This is a genomic window from Streptomyces sp. NPDC052036 (assembly GCF_040680495.1).
Classification (GTDB): domain Bacteria; phylum Actinomycetota; class Actinomycetes; order Streptomycetales; family Streptomycetaceae; genus Streptomyces.
Genome location: NZ_JBFAWW010000073.1, coordinates 1 through 15,719, shown reverse-complemented (window position 1 = coordinate 15,719; position 15,719 = coordinate 1). Strand labels below are relative to the sequence as shown.

Here is a 15,719-nt window from a genome sequence, read left to right as displayed (position 1 = left end):
ATACGAGAGCACCCCGCCACACACCGGGAAAGACCGTCAAACGCGCCGAGACACTCGACCAGCACTATGGCCGCACAGGTTAAAGATCAAGCTTAGCTTGACTCTGTCGGGGATCTTGGGATGGTCGAGGTTAGCTCCCGAGGGTTCGCCAGGACTTCGACCGGGGGATCTCACGCTGGTCCAGGAAGATCTGAAAGGCGGTGGGGGGTCGGGGTGAGGGAGCTTCCTCGGACGCTGGTCGGCCGCTGAGGCGCTCGATGTTCACGGCGATGGCCGTGAACACGTGTTGCAGATGGGCTTTCGGCTGTCCTCGGTAGCGGCAGTGGCGCATGCCGTGTCCGTGGGCGAACTCGTTGATGGTGCCTTCCACTCCGGAGCGGACCGCATAGCGGGCCTTCCAGTCGGGCGTCTGCTGCTCGGTGCGGATCCGGACTTGCAGGTCGCGGAGTTCTCGTGGGGGAAAGCCCACGTTCCGGGCGTTCTCGCGGGAGCTGGTGCACCGGGGGCGGTCCGGACACGGCTGGCACTGGCTCTTGGTGAACCGTGCCACGATCAGGGGTGCCGCGGTGGGCGAGGAGGTCGGGTAGGGGCCGTGCCAGCCCTTGCTGACCTGGCCCCGGGGGCAGGTGACTTGGCGGCGGTCGAAGTCGATGTGGAAGTCGTCCCGGTCGAAGCCTTCGTTCCTGCGGTGCTGGCGGGTGGGGTTGCCCGGCAGCGGCCCGCTGACAGTGACCTGGTGTTCTCGGGCGGCTCGTTCCAGGTGGACCAGCGAGGTGTAGCCGCCGTCGACCAGGTGCTCGGCGGGCAGCAGCCCGCGGCGCGCCAGGCGGGTGTGGATACCGGGCAGGGCCTGGGCGTCGTTCGTGGCGGCCGAGGTCGTGGCCACATCCGTGATCACGCTAACGCTGTCGGAGGCACACGTCTCGGTGACATGCCCGGCGAACCCTTTCCAGCTGATGATGTGCCCATGGCGGACGTAGCACGCCGTGGTGTCGTAGGGGGAGACGATCGCCGAGGAGGAGGGCGGCAGCCCGCCGTCGTCGGCGGTGCGCCAGCGCAGGCGGCCTGCCGCGTCGCGGTAGTAGTTCTGCACGACGATCTGCCGCAGCGCCTGGACCTGCGCGCCAGGCCGGTAGCCCGGTCCGTGCCGGTGGAGGCGCTCCAGCAGGCGGCAGGCGTCGTCGCCGGTGGTAAGAATCCTGGTCTTGGGCCGGGTGGGGTTCTTGCCCAGGCGCACCGGACGGCCGTAGCGGCGCCCCCACTCCTCGTCGACCAGGCCGACAAGCAGATGCCCGGCCGTGCGGGCCACTTCCTCCAGCGCGGCACGGACCGCCTCGGTGATCAGTTCAAGCCGGGTCAGGTCGCGCACCGCGGCCAGGACGTGGGTGGAGTCGGTGCGCTGCGTGGTGCGCTCGCGTACGAGTCCGGCCTCCTTCAAGCGGGCGAGCGCCAGATCAAGGAGACGGTCGGCGCGGTCGTCATGGGTGAGGCGCTCACGGAAGTCGGCCAGCACGCTGTGGTGGAAGCCGGGATCGCTCAGCTCCATAGCCGGCGCATATGTGAAATCGATGCGGCAGCGGACCGCTTCCGCCGCCTGCCGGTCCGACAGGCCAAGCAGGAACTGCAGCACGCAGACGGCGGCCAACTGGGCGGGCGAGAGACCGGGACGGCCATCGCGCGGGTACCAGCCGGCAAAGTCCTCGTCGCACCACAGTCCGTCCAAGCGGTCTCTCACCCACATCGCCGTCGTACCGCCCGGGTTGCTCGCCCGCGCGATCTGCGCGGTCAGAGACGGGACTTGCTCACCGGAACGAGGACGGAGCGACAACGACCACCTCGACAATCGCAGGGGCCTTCGGAACAGCCCCGAGCATGCCCGTTGATCACGCTGCCGGCCCGGGAAACTCCAAGATCCCCGACAGAGTCAAGCTAAGGTTGGGGCGTGTTGGCCTGGCGGTTTGGCTGATAGGTGATTACCGCTCTGCGGTGCGGTCGGAGACGAGGCCGGCGATGGCCAGATGGGTCTCGGTGTAGTACTCGCGGCGGCCGAGGTACCGCTGGAGGGGCCTCCACTGCTTGTGCTCGGCGTTGGCGTGCTCGACGCATATCCGCTCCGAGGATTGCTTCTTGCGGGCCGCCTCCCAGGCGGTGGCCTCCTCGGCCGACGCGTCCTTGGCAGGCTTCTTCGGCGGCGCTTGGACCTGGTCGGGAAACCGTTTGGCCAGGCCCCGATATCCGGCATCCACCTTAGCCTTGACCTGCGGATATTGCTCGAAGAGGGCCTCGATCCCCTCGGTCTTGACCGCCGTCTGATCATGTATACGGCCCGGCCGGACCGCGCCGGTCCACAGAGCCCGGCCCTGTCCGTCGGTGATGACGGTGGCCTTCTTGGTGTGCTGCCGCATCTTGCCGGACACGAACGCACGCCGGCCGGGGCTGCCCGCCTTCGGACGCCGGACCCGTACCTCGGAGCCGTCCAGGCGTAGCTCAACACCCTTCGCGGTGGCGTAGGCGAAGACATCGGCCAGCGTGTGCAGACGCAGTCCCACCTCGCCGGGGACCGCGAAGCCCCGCGCCGCCAGGAGCGGACGGATCTCATGGACAGCCCGCGTGACGGTGGAGCGGTCCACGCCGTAGAAGACGGCGAGGGCGGCGTGCGGAAGCTGGAACCGCAGGATCACCAGGGTCGCGATCACCCGATCGGTGAAGACCAGTTGATGGCTGGGTCCGCCGCCCTCGGCGCGCAGACGCTCATGGCCTCGGCGTTCGCCCAACCGGGACTTTTCCCGCGCCATCCACGGGCTGGCCAACTCGGCGATGAGCGCCCCGAGTCGACGCCTCGAGATGCCCGTGCAGATACGATGCGAGAGAGCCGTACGGGCCAAGGATCGCTTCACAAGCATCCCAACCCGTACGGCTCTTCTCACGTTCCCGACCAGCCGAAACCGCTCTCGTACACAACGCGGTTAGGTTTCGCCATCTTCCTGCGATGGTGACGAGGGCGGGCCTGTCCGACACGCTGATGTTGCAGCGCGGTATGCGATGAGATGCTCTGAAGGCCCAGGAGAAGCGGTCGCAGCAGCAACTGGAAGATCTTGAGGGCGAGGTCGCGCGGCTGAGACAGGCCCGGGAAGCGATCGTCAGACCGAAGGGACTCGGCTTCGGCCTTCTGATCCTGAGTTTCTTCACGGTGGTTGGTGTGGTCGTGTCGCTGTTCATCATGAGTACGGGACCGAAGGTATCCCGGGACCATCCCCGCCTGCGCGGGAAGTTCCAAGATCTGCTGCCCGCCATCTCCGCCCATCTGTGACCGAGGGGCTCAGAGGCGGGATCAGTCGCGGGAGTTGCCGAACAGGATGCGGTAGGCGATGAGGAGGACGAGGGAGCCGGCGATCGCGGCGCCCCAGGTGTAGAGGTCGAAGAAGTGCTTCTCCACCGGGCGGTGGAGGAAGCGGGCGGAGAGCCAGCCGCCGACGAACGCGCCCGCGATGCCGATGAGGGTGGTGCCGATTAGGCCGCCGGGGTCGCGGCCGGGCAGCAGGATCTTGGCGATGGCTCCGGCGAGCAGGCCGAGGATGATCCAGCCGATGATGCCCACTTTGTTGTCCTCCAGTCGGGTCGGGCCGGACGGAGTCCGCCGGACGCTAGTGATTCCGCTTGCTTGATTGCGCAAGCCTATGGAGAGTCATGGGCTGTGACCCGTGTATTGGGCTACTGCCGATGCGTCGTTGCGGAGCTGTCGCTCACTCATGACATTGCGCAAGTCGGTAACTGGGAGGAGTTAGGGTCGCGTTGATCACGATGAAGGCGGGAAGCGGAAGCAGCTGCGGAGGACGTGCATGAGTGTGTCCCTGACCAAGGGCGGCAATGTGTCGCTGAGCAAGCAGGCAACCGGCCTGACTGCGGTGACGGTCGGTCTGGGATGGCAGGCGAACACCGGCTACGAACTGGACGCCAGCGCCCTGCTGTGCGATCAGTCGGGCAAGATGCTGTCGGACGAGCACTTCGTGTTCTTCAACAACCTGACCAGTCCCGACGGTTCGGTCCGCCACTCCGGGGGCGGCAGTTCCGCCGGCGGAGACGACCAGCAGATCCACGTCGATCTCGCGCGGGTGCCCGCTCACATCGAGAAAATGGTCTTCCCGGTGTCCCTCTACGAGGGCGCGAGCCACGGCCAGACGTTCGGGCACGTGCACCGGGCCCACATCCGCGTCCTGGACCAGGACAGCGGCACGGAGCTGGCCCGCTACGACCTCGCGGCCGGTGGCCTGCCCAACGAGTCCGCGATGGTCTTCGGCGAGCTGTACCGGCACGGCGCCGAATGGAAGTTCCGCGCGGTCGGTCAGGGCTATGCCTCCGGGCTCGCCGGCATCGCCACCGACTACGGCGTGGATGTCCTGCGCGAGACGAGCCCGGGCCCGGCCCTGGTCACCCCGCCGCCGGTAGACACCCGTACGTACGCGCCGTCGTCCCCCACAGCACCGACACCGACCGTCGTCTCCGCACCTGCCGGGCCGTACGCAGCATCACCGCACACCACGGGGAGTTCCTCAACGACGTGCTTCTTTGACCCCAACCATGACCCAGGCGTGACGACCGTGACATGGTCTCCGCAGTGGGGCGTACGCAGGCCGGTACAGGCGTGCGGCAGCTGCGCCCAGCGGGTGCAGACCACCGCGCCGCCGTTCTACACGCCGCCTCAGCAGGGGTATCCGCAGACAACGCCGCAGGGCTATCCGCACAGGGATACGGTCAGCCCTACGGAGACCACCACGACCACCAGCAGCAGAACGGTGGACGCCGCTTCGGCGCCGGCGCGCTCATCGGTGCCGGCGCAGCCGGTCTCGTCGGCGGCGTCCTGCTGAACGAGGCGTTCGACGACGAACCGGACGTGGTAGTCAACAACTACTACGAGGACTGATCGCCCGGTTCCGCCGTTGCTCGGTCCGGCCTCCGGTGAGGACGGCCAGACGTCTCCCTGGCGCGCGGACGCTGAGCATGCGGACGCCTACACTGAGTCGGCGCATGGGCGTCGGCTGTGACGCGGGCGGGACGGGAGATGACTGGGACGGGGAACGTCGGTGGTTTCGAGGACCCGTCGGCGGAAGTTCTTGCCGAGGCGGCCGCCGCGTTCGGGCTGCTCGCCTCTTCGGCCCGGCTGCACCTGATGTGGGCGCTGTCGCAGGGCGAGAGCGACGTGACGCGTCTCGCTGACCAGGTGGGCGGAGCGCTGCCCGCGGTCAGTCAGCATCTGGCCAAGCTGAAGCTCGCCGGGCTTGTGAGTTCCCGTCGCGAGGGCCGACGGCAGGTCTACTACGTCGATGACCCGGACATCGTCACAGTGGTGCGGGTGCTGGTCGGACAGCTGACCGTACGCTCGCAGCACACCCTCGCGCCGGTGCGCGAGCTGCGTGGGATCGGTGGCTGAGACCACAGCGGCCTCGGGGCAGGAGGCCGAGACACCTGGTCCGACGGCCGTGTTCGCGCCGCATGAGGCCCCAACAGGACTTTCCGTGCCGACTGCGCTGGAGGCGCTGTGCCGGCTGGACAGTGGCCTGCGCGGCCTGACCGAGGCGCGGGCCGAGGAGCGTCTGGCCCGGCTGGGGGAGAGCACGGGTCCTGCCCGGCGCGAAGCCTCCTGGACACGACTGTTCGTGCGCAGCCTGCGGGACCCGTTCACCGCGGTGCTGGGATGTCTTGGGCTGGTCTCGGCAGCGGTCTTCGCCTGGGGTACGGCCTCGGTGATCCTCCTGCTCGTTGTGGTGAGCTGTGCACTGCGCGCCTCTGGGGAGCATCGGGCCGACCGGTCCACGGCCGCGCTGCGTGAGCTGGTCGCCACGACCGCCACTGTTCTCCGGCGGACCGACGAGGAAGCCGCCCCGGTGGCCCGCGAGGTACCCGTGGCCGAGCTGGTGCCCGGCGATGTGATTCGGCTGGGACCGGGCGACCTGGTGCCGGCGGACGTACGCCTGCTGCGGGCGACCGGCCTGAGCGTGCACCAGGCCGCGCTGACCGGGGAATCCGCACCTGTCGCCAAATCCGCCGACGACCTGCCTCGCGCGACCGGCGGTGGGGTGTTCGAACAGCCCCACCTCTGTTTCCAGGGCAGCAGTGTGTCTTCCGGCAGCGCCACCGCGGTCGTCACCGCGACCGGCACGCACACCCGGTTCGCCGCCGCGCACGACAGCAGGACCGACCGACCGGCGCCGAGTGCCTTCGACCGTTCAGTTCACGGCATCTCCTGGATCCTCATCCGGTTCATGCTGCTGACTCCGCCGCTGGTGCTGATGGCCAATGCGGCGCTGCGTGGCCGTGGGCTGGAGACGCTGCCGTTCGCTGTGGCGGTGGCGGTCGGGCTGACCCCCGAGATGCTGCCGGTCCTCGTCACCCTCTGTCTGGCCCGCGGTGCTGCGCTGCTGGCCCGTACGCACGGCGTGATCGTCAAGCGCCTGCCCGCTCTGCACGACATCGGCGCCGTCGACGTGCTGTGCCTGGACAAGACCGGCACCCTTACCCAGGACCGGCCCGTCGCCGACCGCGCCCTCGGCCCCGACGGCCGGGACGACCCCGAGGTCCTGCACTGGGCCGCTGTCAATGCGTGGTGGACCCTCCAACTCGCCGACCTGCCGGAACCAGACGCCCTGGACGGGGCGATCCTGGACGCGGTCGACGAAGAAGAGCTCACCGCGTACGACGGTGTCGCGGCCGTGCCCTTCGCTCCCGACTGTCGCCTCGCCACCGCGGTGGTCCGAACCCCCGGCCGACTCGGCACGCACACCCTGGTCGTCAAGGGAGACGTCCAGGCCGTCTTGGAACGCTGTGTACTCGCCGACGACGAGCGGGAACGCCTGCCCGGCCTCGCCGCCCGGCAGGCCGACGGCGGAGCGCGTGTCCTGGCGGTCGCCACCGCAGAGCGTTCCGCCCGTGTGCGCGACTACACGCCAGCTGATACACGCGGCCTGACCTTCCGGGGCCTGGTCACCCTGCGGGACGAGCTCGCACCCATCGCCGCCGATGCGCTCAAGGTCCTCACCGGCCAGGGTGTCACCGTCAAGGTCCTCACCGGCGACCACCCGGGTACCGCCGTGCGCGCGTGCCTCGATCTGGGCATCCCCGTCGGTGAGGACGCCGTGCTCACCGCCGACCGCGTCGAGACCCTCTCCGACCACGAACTCATCGAAGTCGCCGGCCGCACGACCGTCTTCGCGCGCTGCACCCCGGAACACAAGGCCCGTGTCACCGAGGCCCTGCAGGCCGCTGGGCACACGGTGGGCTTCCTCGGCGACGGGGTCAATGACCTGGCCGCGCTGCGCGTCGCCGACGTCGGCATCGCCCCGCGGCAAGCATCCGATGTGGCCCGGGAAGGCGCGGACGTGGTGCTTGCGGAGGGACCTCACCACGATCGCGCACTCCGTCGCCGAGGGCCGGCATACGGGTGGCAACATCGCCACCTACCTGCGCATCACGCTGTCGTCCAACGTGGGCAACGTCATCGCGATGCTCTCCGCTGGTCTGTTGCTGTCCTTCCTGCCGATGCTTCCGGCACAGGTCCTGATGCAGAACCTGTGTTTCGACGCGGCCCAGCTCACCTTTGCCTACGACCGTGCCCACCCCACTACGCTGCACCGGCCGACCGTGCTGAACCCACGGGAGCTGCTGCGCTTCATCATCGGCTTCGGTGTGCTTAACGCCGTCGCCGACGTGGCCACTTTCGGCGTTCTCGCGTTCACCGTGCACGGGCCCGGGGCGGGCGACGACGAGGCGGTGTTCCACTCCGGGTGGTTCACCGAGAACCTGATCACTCAGGCCGTGGTGGTGGTGCTGCTCCGCGCCGGCCGTCGTAGCGCCGAACACCGCAGGCCGGGTCCGGTCGCCTGGGCCGTGCTCACGCTGGCCGCCATCGGCGTGGTTCTTCCCCCCTCACCGCTGGGGCCGATGTTCGGCCTGACCGCCCTGCCTGCCGTGTACTACCTGCTGCTCACCGCGGTCCTCGTCCTCTACGCCGGAGGCCTTCTGGCGGCCCGCACACGTTTCGAGCGCCGTGATGGCAGCGGCCCTGCTTCGGTGGGCCGTCTCGGGAGATCGCCGGCACCTGGCGCCGGCTCACGTCCCTTTTAATCCTCCTGCTGTACAAGGTTGTCGGCCGAGGGCAGACGCGAGAGAGGCGCGACATGTCAGAGTCCCGGGTACCGAAGCGCCGACGGTGGTTGCCCGTGGTGGTCTTCGCCTTGGTGGTGTATGTCATCGTGCGCGCGGTCGGCACCCCGCAGGGCGACACGGCACCTCCCGTGAAGAGGCCAGCCTCCCCACCGACCCCATCGTCCGGGCCCTCCATCCCGCCCCCTTCGCCGTTGACCACCTGGTCGTACGACCCCGCCGTCTATGCCTCCCAGGTCCGCACCCGGGCCCGTCAGACCGGCGTCAGCGCCCAGCTGCTGATGGCGATCCTCTACAACGAGGCGTACAAACCACACGACCCGTCCTTCGAGCGGGCCTGGCAGAAGTACAAGCCGGATGCGGCTTTCGGCATCGCCAACATGCACCGCCCCGCCTTCGACGACGTCAAGAAGGGCCGGGACTTCGCCGCCCGCCGTTGGGAGGAACTGCCGGACGACCGTGACCTCGCCATCGAAGCCGAGGCCTGGTACTTGCACGATCTGACGGCCCAGCTGCCTCCCCATTGGTCCGCCACCTACACGAGGAACGACCTGTTGGCCCTCGGGTACAACACCGGCGCGAGCAACATGCTGGCCTTCTGCCACGGCGCGACCCCGGGCAGCCAGGCCCGGTCGTACCTGGACCGGCTGCACGCGAACTGGACCGAGGCGGGAAGGGCTGTCGGCGCAGGCTGAGGAGGCAGGGACTCCCTAAACGAGACGGCGGTCGACCGCCCCTTCCGATCTTCTCCGACACCAAGCACCTGGCTTGCGGCATTGCGCAATAATTGAAATGAGCGGGGGGGTCGGCCCCGGTATCAGGGGGAGGAAGGGCGTTCATGCCGGGCGGGGACATGGGACGAGTGCGTGACGCGAACCTGCGGCTGGGCGCTGCCTTGGCTGAGGTCGAGGGAATCTATTCGGCGTTATTGAGGGCCAGTTCTTCCAAACGACACCGACGGCTGCAGGCGGAACTGGCGCGCGCCGCAGGTCGTCTCGCTGGGCTGGCGGCTGCGTCATCGCAGAAGCGATCCTCGCCCGTTGCCGTGCGCCGGTCGCGGCGGGGACGGAGGCGGGCCCTGGCCGAGCGCGGCGCCGCGTGGATCACAACGCGGTTCGGACAGAACATGCATTGAGCTTGTGAGACGCCTCCAATTGCCGGCCAGGTCCGCGAGCATGACGCGGCAGCGAGTTGTGGCCCACATCACTGTGGCTTGTTCCTGAAGGTCGACTTGGAACAAACGACGGCATGAACGGCGATCGCCGGATGGGCCCAGGACGGACACGTACCGCGCCCGACGTGCCGGCTCGGGAGGCGGTTCCCTGAGGTGCCTCACCTGTGAATCGTGCGTGGGGCGTGCTGCTCGGACTATTCGTTTGCTAGATTGCGCAACTAAGCAAGTGGCGTGTGACGCGCCCGCTTCGCTCGATGGCACCGCCGCTGACGCCAGCCGTACACCGACGGTCGGCCTGGCAGGCCCGACCGTTCATGGGAGTGGGAGATGAGCGACCCGTGGGACGGCCCGGGCAGTCAGGTCACGCGCGACCGCACCACCAAGGTGCCCGGACAGCGCACAGCCGGAGCCGACGGAGCGCGCCCTTCGGGCGGCCGGGCCGCGGCAAGGGCGGCCTCTCGCCAGGGTGACGAGCGTGCCACGTCGCGGCGTCGGGCGCGTCCGATGCGGCGCGGCAGGCGGCCGCTGAAGATCGCCGGGGCATGTCTGGCACTCCTGATGCTGGGCACGGCGGGTGTCGGCTGGTGGTTCTACCAGCACCTGAACGACAACATCCACAGCGTCTCGCTCGACGGCAAGGGCGGAACGGAGAAGGCCGACGCGTTCGGCCGCACCCCGATCAACATCCTGGTCATGGGCTCGGACGGCCGTACCAGCGCGGAGGACTGCAAGCTCGGCGGCGGCTGCTCGCAGACCGGCGTGCAGACCGGCAGCGGGAACGCGGACGTGGAGATGGTGATGCACATATCCGCCGACCGCTCCAACGCGACCGTCATGAGCATCCCCCGTGACACCATGACCCAGATTCCGGCCTGCAAGGACAGCGCAAACGGCCAGTCCACGGCCGGCTACTACGGCCAGATCAACAGCGCGCTCCAGTATGGCCCCGCGTGCCAGGTGGCCACCATTCATCAGCTCACGGGCATCCCCATCGACCACTTCGTCAAACTCGACTTCTCCGGCGTGGTCAAGATGTCCGACGCGGTCGGCGGCGTGTCCGTGTGCGTCAGCGACAACGTCTACGACACCTACTCGCACCTGAAGCTGACCAAGGGCGCCCACACCCTCAAGGGCGTCGCGGCCCTGGAGTTCGTCCGCTCCCGGCACGGTTTCGGCGACGGCAGCGACCTGGGCCGAACGGTGTCCCAGCACATCTTCCTGAGCGCGATGATGCGCAAGTTCAAGAGTGCGGGCACGCTCACAGACCCCACCGCGGTCTACAGCCTCGCGGATGCCGCCACCAAGGCGCTGACCGTGGACGACGGCCTCGGCAGCGTCAGCAAGCTGATCGGGCTTGCCTCCGATGTGAACAAGGTCCCCACCAAGCGGATGACCTTCACAACGATGCAGACGTCCCCCGACCCGACCGACAGCGACCGCGTGGTGGTGGGCGAGGGCGCCAGGAGCCTGTTCGCGACCATCGCCAACGACCAGTCCCTGACCACCGGTTTGGGCAATAACTCCGCGACCGCGACCGCGAAGGCCAACGCCACCGCCTCGGCCGTGCCTGCATCTGAGGTCGCTGTGACGGTGGAGAACGGCACCACGATCACCGGCCGCGCCTCTGCCGTCGCCGGCGCGCTCACCGACAAGGGCTTCAGCTCGGCCACGACCACGGCCAACGCCGCAAGCCAGGCCGCGACCACCACCCTCACCTACGGCACCGGCCAGAAGGCCGAGGCGCAGACGGCCGCCAAAGCGCTCGGCCTGCCCGCCTCGCATCTGCAGCAGGGCACCGGCACGGGCCTGACGCTGGTGATCGGCAGAGACTGGCCCAGCGGCACCAGCTACCCGGACGGCACGTCCTCGCCTGCTCCCGCAGATACCAAGGCCGCGGTCTCCAACGCCCACGCCCAGACCGCCGACCAGTCCAAGACCTGTGCCCGGGTCAGCCCGTACCGGACCGTCAGCCTCAACGGAGTCCCCATGACACCGTCCCAGGCGTACGCGGCGGCGAAAAACCAGCCCGACTCCGACTCCTGAGACCGACGCGCGATACGCCGTGGGCGCCGCAAAGCGATTACGGAGTGTAAAGGATTGCTTGCGGTGCGGAGAGGTTAATATTTGCCCGATTGCACGACCACGTTCATGGCCGATCCGCCGATCGGTTTCAGCGTTGCGCCGGGGAACAGCGTGGCGACGGTTTTGGCCTGGGCCTGCAAGCCCGTTCCGTACTGGATGACGGTGGTGGGGTGCTGTCGGGCGTTGGCGTTCGCGGTACCGGTGACCGTGAAACCGTGCTCGGTCAGCGCCGCCGCTGCTCTCGCGGCAAGGCCGCTCGTGGTGGTGCCGTTGTAGACCGCGACGTCGATGCCGTCCCCGGAGACGCTCTCGCGCGGACGCGGTGCAGCGGAGGCGGACGGCTTGGCAGTGCCCTTCTTGCCGCCGCCCTTCTTGCCGTCGATTGTGCGGTCGGCCTTGAGCGCAGCCCACAGCTGTGAGGCGTCGGGCTCCACGACCGCGACACGCGAGCCCTGGTAGCGCCAGGGAATGGTCACGAACTTGGTGTTGTGCAGATCGATGTCCTTCAGAGTCATCGTGAAGGAGATCAGTCTGTTTGCCGTACCGAGCCCGGGGTCGACGGTCATGGACTTCGTGGCGGCGGTGGCGAGCGGCAACAGCTTCGTAGGGGTGAGCCCGTCACTCTTGATCTGCTTGAGGAGGCTGGAGACGAACGCCTGCTGGCGCTTGATTCTTCCGATGTCGGAGCCGTCCCCGATGCCGTGCCGGATGCGGACGTAATCGAGGGCCTTCTGCCCTGAGACGGTCTGCTCGCCCTTCTTGAAGATCAGGTCGCCCTTGGTGGTGCGGTGGGGGTTGAGGTCTCCTTCGTAGATGTCCTGTGGGAGGCACACCTTCACCCCGCCGACCACGTCCGTCAGGGACGCGAAGCCCTTGAAGTCGACGACGACGGTGTGGTCGACGCGCAGACCGGCGAGTTTCTCGACCGTGTTCTGGGTGCAGGCCGGGTTGCCCCTCTCCGTCTGCCCAACCGAAAAGGCCGAGTTGAACATCGTGTCGGTCTGGGTCTTCGTCCAGTTGCCGTCGGGAAGTTTGCACGGCGGACCAGTGTGTCGCGCGGGATCGACACCGCGATCGCATGCTTGTGGTCGCCGTAGGTGTGCAGAAGAAACGCGGTGTCGGAGCGGCCGATGTCGTCCTTGCTGCCGCCCCCGAGGGCGCTGTTGCCGTCGTTGCGCGCGTCCGAGCCGATGACCAGCACGTTCTCGCCCTTGGACGAACCGCCATCGGGACGGTTCTTGGACAGGCCGTCCCCGTCGAAGGTGTTGATGTCCCCGTTCAACTGCAGATAGATCCAGCCCAGGCCGGCCACACCGAGCACAGTCACCGACAGCGCCATCAGCAGCGCCGTTCCCAGCGGGCTGCGACTGCGGCCTCGTCTCGTCCGGCTACCGCGTGCCGTATGGCCGCAATGCGGCTCCGCTCGACGCCGACGGCCGACGGGTGGCACCTGATTGCCACTGGCGGTCATCGATGCGCCCTCATCGGACTGACTCATACAGAGGGGACGACTGACCCCGACTGACGGTTGTACAGTTGCGCAATCTAGCAATGAAGGTGGATGGTACGCCGTTCCCGGTCCGTGCCGCTGCCCGGTCAAAAGAAGGGGGCGGGATGCTTCGCAACGGACTGGAACCCTGGCACCTGCTGATCGTGGCGATCGCCATCATCCTGCTGTTCGGCTCGAAGAAGCCGCCCGAGGCCGCCCGCGGGCTGGGCAAGTTCATGCGCATGCTCAAGAGCGAGGTCAAGGCCATGAAGGAGGAGGGCGCCACACAGCCCTCCGCCGCCCCGGCCGGGGACGCGGCCGCCGAGCCGGCGTCCCGGGACACCCAGGCGGCACCCTGAGGGACTGAGACGGCCCGGCCGGCAACGAAAAATGGTGCAGCCCACTGACGCTGCACGCCGCACTTCTCAGGGGCTGGCGACGTCGAAGCCGTACCGCAGTGGTTCGCTGGTCACGCCGTAATCCCTGCGGTAGACGTACACGCTCTCCGCGCGCACACCCGGCGACGCGGCATCGACTGGACAGGGATAGGTCACCTGGAGCACTCGCGGTCGGCCGGAAACCCTCACGTGTAAGCCGTCCGCCGGCCCGCCATCGAGCACGGCGGTCTCCCAGACCGCATCAGTCGTCTCCATGGCAATAGTTTAGAGGTTGCGCAAGTTTTTAAGCTTGCGTGGCAGGCGCACCCGTGTGGGTGCCGCTCAAGTGGCATCGGGGTCGACCGTGGGCGGGGCAGCCGGGGGCTCTGCCAATGTGGTCTTCGCCAGGCGCACGCGCCCCGCATCCTCGGCGCCCGCCCGGCTCTTGTCCGCTGTCTCGCGTACCACGTCCGCGACCTGTTCCAGCTCCGCTCTCGGATCGAGTGTGCTGCGGATCTCGTCGAGCCCGAGCCCGTCGCCGCCGAGGACGTGCTTGCGCACGAACGTCTTCGGATGCAGGTCCTCGAACTCGAAGTCCTTGAACTCCGGCCCCAGTTCGGAGCGGACCTCCTCCTTGGCGTTCTCGGAGAACTCCCGCACCTTGCGTAGGAACCCGGCCACGTTCTGGATCACCTCCGGCAGCTTGTCCGGGCCGAAGACCAGGACGGCGAGAACCGTCAGCGTGATGAGTTCCAACGGGCCCACATCGGAGAACATCTGACACCCCTCGGCGTCGCCAGGTCGGCCCGCCCAGCGCGGGAACCTGTCACCTCAACGCTTTATAAGTTGCGCAACTATGGGAACCGTGGCGGTTAGGGTCGGCGTTGAAACCCAGTGACCGTACAGACAGTCCACAGTCGGGAGGATGAGCCGTGGGAATTTCCCTGGCCAAGGGCGGCAATGTGTCGCTGAGCAAGGAGGCGCCGGGCCTGAGTGCCGTCGTGGTCGGTCTGGGCTGGGACGTGCGCACCACTACCGGTGCGGATTACGACCTGGACGCCTCCGCTCTGCTCTGCGATGTGACCGGGAAAGTCGTCTCCGACCAGTACTTCGTCTTCTATAACAACCTCAAGAGTCCGGATGGTTCGGTGGAGCACACCGGCGACAACCTCACCGGAGAGGGCGAGGGCGACGACGAGTCCATCAAGGTGAATCTGGCCGTCGTGCCGGCCGAGGTCGCGAAGATCGTGTTCCCGGTGTCGATCCACGAGGCGGAGGAGCGTGGCCAGAACTTCGGGCAGGTGCGCAACGCGTTCATCCGTGTGGTGAACCAGGCGGGCGGACAGGAGATCGCACGCTACGACCTGTCCGAGGACGCCTCGTCGGAGACCGCGATGGTCTTCGGAGAGCTCTACCGCCACGGCGGTGAATGGAAGTTCCGTGCGGTCGGTCAGGGGTACGCCTCCGGTCTGCTCGGCATCGCGCAGGACTTCGGCGTCAGCGTCTGACCGCACCGCTCTCAGTCAGCACCTCTGCTCCAGGCCGCTCTGCCGGTCCGGCTGGCTTGTGCCGGACCAGGCACGCGGTTCCCCACAGCATGACGGCGGCGCCGACGCCCACGGTCATCTGGACGGTCTCCGCCCACCCTCCAGCGATACCGATGACACAGCCCGCAACACCCGTCGCCCGTCATCGGCCCGCGGCCGCATGGAAGCTGGGCTTCCGGAAGGGCGCGGCGAGCGGCAGGAAGTGCAGGCCGACGACGGCCACCATGCCGAGGATCAACTCGGACATGCCATTCGCCTCCGCGCCGCCGACCACTGCATCGCCGGGAAGCGGACCACCACCTTGGTGCAGCAGGTCACGTCGACGGTCACTGGCGTCTGCTGACCGGGTGGCAAGCTGTGCCGAAGACGTTGGTGTGGGACAACGAGGCGGGTGTCGGCAAGGGCAGGCTGACCAGTGAGTTCGCCGCGTTCGCGGGCCTGCTCGCCACCCGGGTGCACCTGTGCCGGCCCCGCGACCCAGAGGCCAAGGGCGTCGGGATTCCGTCCGCCGGGCAGGCGGTCGACACTCAGGCGGACCACGAGGCCGTGCAGGATGGGGAGTTCGGCATTCTGGTCGGTGATCCAGGCTGAGCGGCGGGTGAGCCGGGGATGGAGCCGGTCCCATGCCCGGGCGGTCGCGGTGCCGTAGCGAGTGGTGTCGGTCCGGGTCTCGGTCTGCGGATCTCCCCAGGTGGTGGGCCTGGCCAGGGGCGAACGGAGCACCGTGCATGCGCGGGCGGCCCGGCCGGGGCCGGGCGTTGTGTGGGGCCGGGTCCCGGGCCATCACGCGGTCCGAGCGGAGCCTGCCGCATACCTCCACGGGCAGGTCCGCGAGCAGATGGGCCAGACGGGCCAGGTCGTAGCCGGCGTCAGCGACGATCAGCAGCTCGGGG

12 protein-coding genes and 3 pseudogenes are annotated in these 15,719 nt (G+C 68.2%); 8 read left to right on the top strand and 7 right to left on the bottom strand.

Annotated elements, in window-relative coordinates:
* Window positions 1-130: 130 nt before the first annotated feature.
* The 3 genes from AB0L95_RS40765 to AB0L95_RS40755 all read right to left on the bottom strand — a co-directional run bounded on the left by AB0L95_RS40765 (window position 131) and on the right by AB0L95_RS40755 (window position 3,598).
* On the bottom strand, window positions 131-1,741 hold the full coding sequence (locus AB0L95_RS40765) for an IS1182 family transposase (protein ID WP_365171548.1): 1,611 nt from the start codon (window positions 1,739-1,741) through the stop codon (window positions 131-133).
* Between the two features lie 232 nt (window positions 1,742-1,973).
* Window positions 1,974-2,903, bottom strand: a complete 930-nt coding sequence (locus AB0L95_RS40760; protein WP_365171546.1) for a transposase family protein — start codon at window positions 2,901-2,903, stop codon at window positions 1,974-1,976.
* A 428-nt stretch (window positions 2,904-3,331) separates the two neighbouring features.
* Window positions 3,332-3,598, bottom strand: coding sequence for a GlsB/YeaQ/YmgE family stress response membrane protein (locus AB0L95_RS40755; RefSeq protein WP_365171544.1), 267 nt, complete (start codon window positions 3,596-3,598; stop codon window positions 3,332-3,334).
* Window positions 3,599-3,839: 241 nt separating this feature from the next.
* On the opposite strand from AB0L95_RS40755, the gene AB0L95_RS40750 reads away from it, so the two are divergent.
* The 5 genes and pseudogenes from AB0L95_RS40750 to AB0L95_RS40730 all read left to right on the top strand — a co-directional run bounded on the left by AB0L95_RS40750 (window position 3,840) and on the right by AB0L95_RS40730 (window position 11,374).
* A complete protein-coding gene (locus AB0L95_RS40750; protein ID WP_365171542.1) occupies window positions 3,840-4,865 on the top strand; it encodes a TerD family protein in 1,026 nt (341 codons plus the stop codon).
* 194 nt (window positions 4,866-5,059) lie between these two features.
* A complete protein-coding gene (locus AB0L95_RS40745) occupies window positions 5,060-5,428 on the top strand; it encodes a metalloregulator ArsR/SmtB family transcription factor (RefSeq protein WP_365171540.1) in 369 nt (122 codons plus the stop codon).
* Window positions 5,429-5,477: 49 nt separating this feature from the next.
* A pseudogene (gene mgtA, locus AB0L95_RS40740) lies at window positions 5,478-8,118 on the top strand (magnesium-translocating P-type ATPase).
* Window positions 8,119-8,351: 233 nt separating this feature from the next.
* A complete protein-coding gene (locus AB0L95_RS40735; protein WP_365171538.1) occupies window positions 8,352-8,852 on the top strand; it encodes a lytic transglycosylase domain-containing protein in 501 nt (166 codons plus the stop codon).
* An 806-nt stretch (window positions 8,853-9,658) separates the two neighbouring features.
* Window positions 9,659-11,374 (top strand): LCP family protein, encoded by a 1,716-nt coding sequence (locus tag AB0L95_RS40730; RefSeq protein WP_365171536.1) that lies wholly within the window; start codon window positions 9,659-9,661, stop codon window positions 11,372-11,374.
* 122 nt (window positions 11,375-11,496) lie between these two features.
* On the opposite strand, the pseudogene AB0L95_RS40725 reads toward AB0L95_RS40730, so the two are convergent.
* Window positions 11,497-12,752: pseudogene (locus AB0L95_RS40725) on the bottom strand (LCP family protein); the annotation flags it as partial.
* A 275-nt stretch (window positions 12,753-13,027) separates the two neighbouring features.
* On the opposite strand from AB0L95_RS40725, the gene tatA reads away from it, so the two are divergent.
* The gene (tatA, locus tag AB0L95_RS40720; protein ID WP_365171534.1) at window positions 13,028-13,261 is read left to right on the top strand and encodes a Sec-independent protein translocase subunit TatA; all 234 of its coding nucleotides are present in this window, start codon (window positions 13,028-13,030) and stop codon (window positions 13,259-13,261) included.
* Between the two features lie 66 nt (window positions 13,262-13,327).
* Here the strand turns inward: tatA and AB0L95_RS40715 are convergent, their stop codons facing one another.
* Both AB0L95_RS40715 and AB0L95_RS40710 read right to left on the bottom strand, forming a co-directional pair.
* Complete coding sequence (locus tag AB0L95_RS40715) at window positions 13,328-13,555, bottom strand: hypothetical protein (RefSeq protein WP_365171532.1); 228 nt, start codon at window positions 13,553-13,555, stop codon at window positions 13,328-13,330.
* 66 nt (window positions 13,556-13,621) lie between these two features.
* Window positions 13,622-14,056 carry a sec-independent translocase gene (locus tag AB0L95_RS40710; RefSeq protein ID WP_365171530.1) on the bottom strand — a complete coding sequence of 145 codons (435 nt, stop codon included), beginning with the start codon at window positions 14,054-14,056 and terminating at the stop codon, window positions 13,622-13,624.
* Between the two features lie 155 nt (window positions 14,057-14,211).
* Here AB0L95_RS40710 and AB0L95_RS40705 point away from each other — a divergent pair, with 155 nt between their 5' ends.
* The gene (locus AB0L95_RS40705) at window positions 14,212-14,787 is read left to right on the top strand and encodes a TerD family protein (protein WP_365171528.1); all 576 of its coding nucleotides are present in this window, start codon (window positions 14,212-14,214) and stop codon (window positions 14,785-14,787) included.
* Window positions 14,788-15,183: 396 nt separating this feature from the next.
* Entirely contained in the window at window positions 15,184-15,417 is a 234-nt protein-coding gene (locus AB0L95_RS40700; protein WP_365171550.1) for a hypothetical protein, read from the top strand.
* Between the two features lie 136 nt (window positions 15,418-15,553).
* Here the strand turns inward: AB0L95_RS40700 and AB0L95_RS40695 are convergent.
* Window positions 15,554-15,652, bottom strand: a pseudogene (locus tag AB0L95_RS40695) (hypothetical protein); the annotation flags it as partial.
* Between the last annotated feature and the right edge of the window lie 67 nt (window positions 15,653-15,719).

Excerpts from the sequence above, each read along its gene's own strand:
- AB0L95_RS40765 (WP_365171548.1), bottom strand. The coding sequence starts at position 1,741 with ATGTGGGTGAGAGACCGCTTGGACGGACTGTGGTGCGACGAGGACTTT.
- AB0L95_RS40760 (WP_365171546.1), bottom strand. The coding sequence starts at position 2,903 with ATGCTTGTGAAGCGATCCTTGGCCCGTACGGCTCTCTCGCATCGTATC.
- AB0L95_RS40750 (WP_365171542.1), top strand. The coding sequence starts at position 3,840 with ATGAGTGTGTCCCTGACCAAGGGCGGCAATGTGTCGCTGAGCAAGCAG.
- AB0L95_RS40745 (WP_365171540.1), top strand. The coding sequence starts at position 5,060 with ATGACTGGGACGGGGAACGTCGGTGGTTTCGAGGACCCGTCGGCGGAA.
- AB0L95_RS40730 (WP_365171536.1), top strand. The coding sequence starts at position 9,659 with ATGAGCGACCCGTGGGACGGCCCGGGCAGTCAGGTCACGCGCGACCGC.
- tatA (WP_365171534.1), top strand. The coding sequence starts at position 13,028 with ATGCTTCGCAACGGACTGGAACCCTGGCACCTGCTGATCGTGGCGATC.
- AB0L95_RS40715 (WP_365171532.1), bottom strand. The coding sequence starts at position 13,555 with ATGGAGACGACTGATGCGGTCTGGGAGACCGCCGTGCTCGATGGCGGG.
- AB0L95_RS40710 (WP_365171530.1), bottom strand. The coding sequence starts at position 14,056 with ATGTTCTCCGATGTGGGCCCGTTGGAACTCATCACGCTGACGGTTCTC.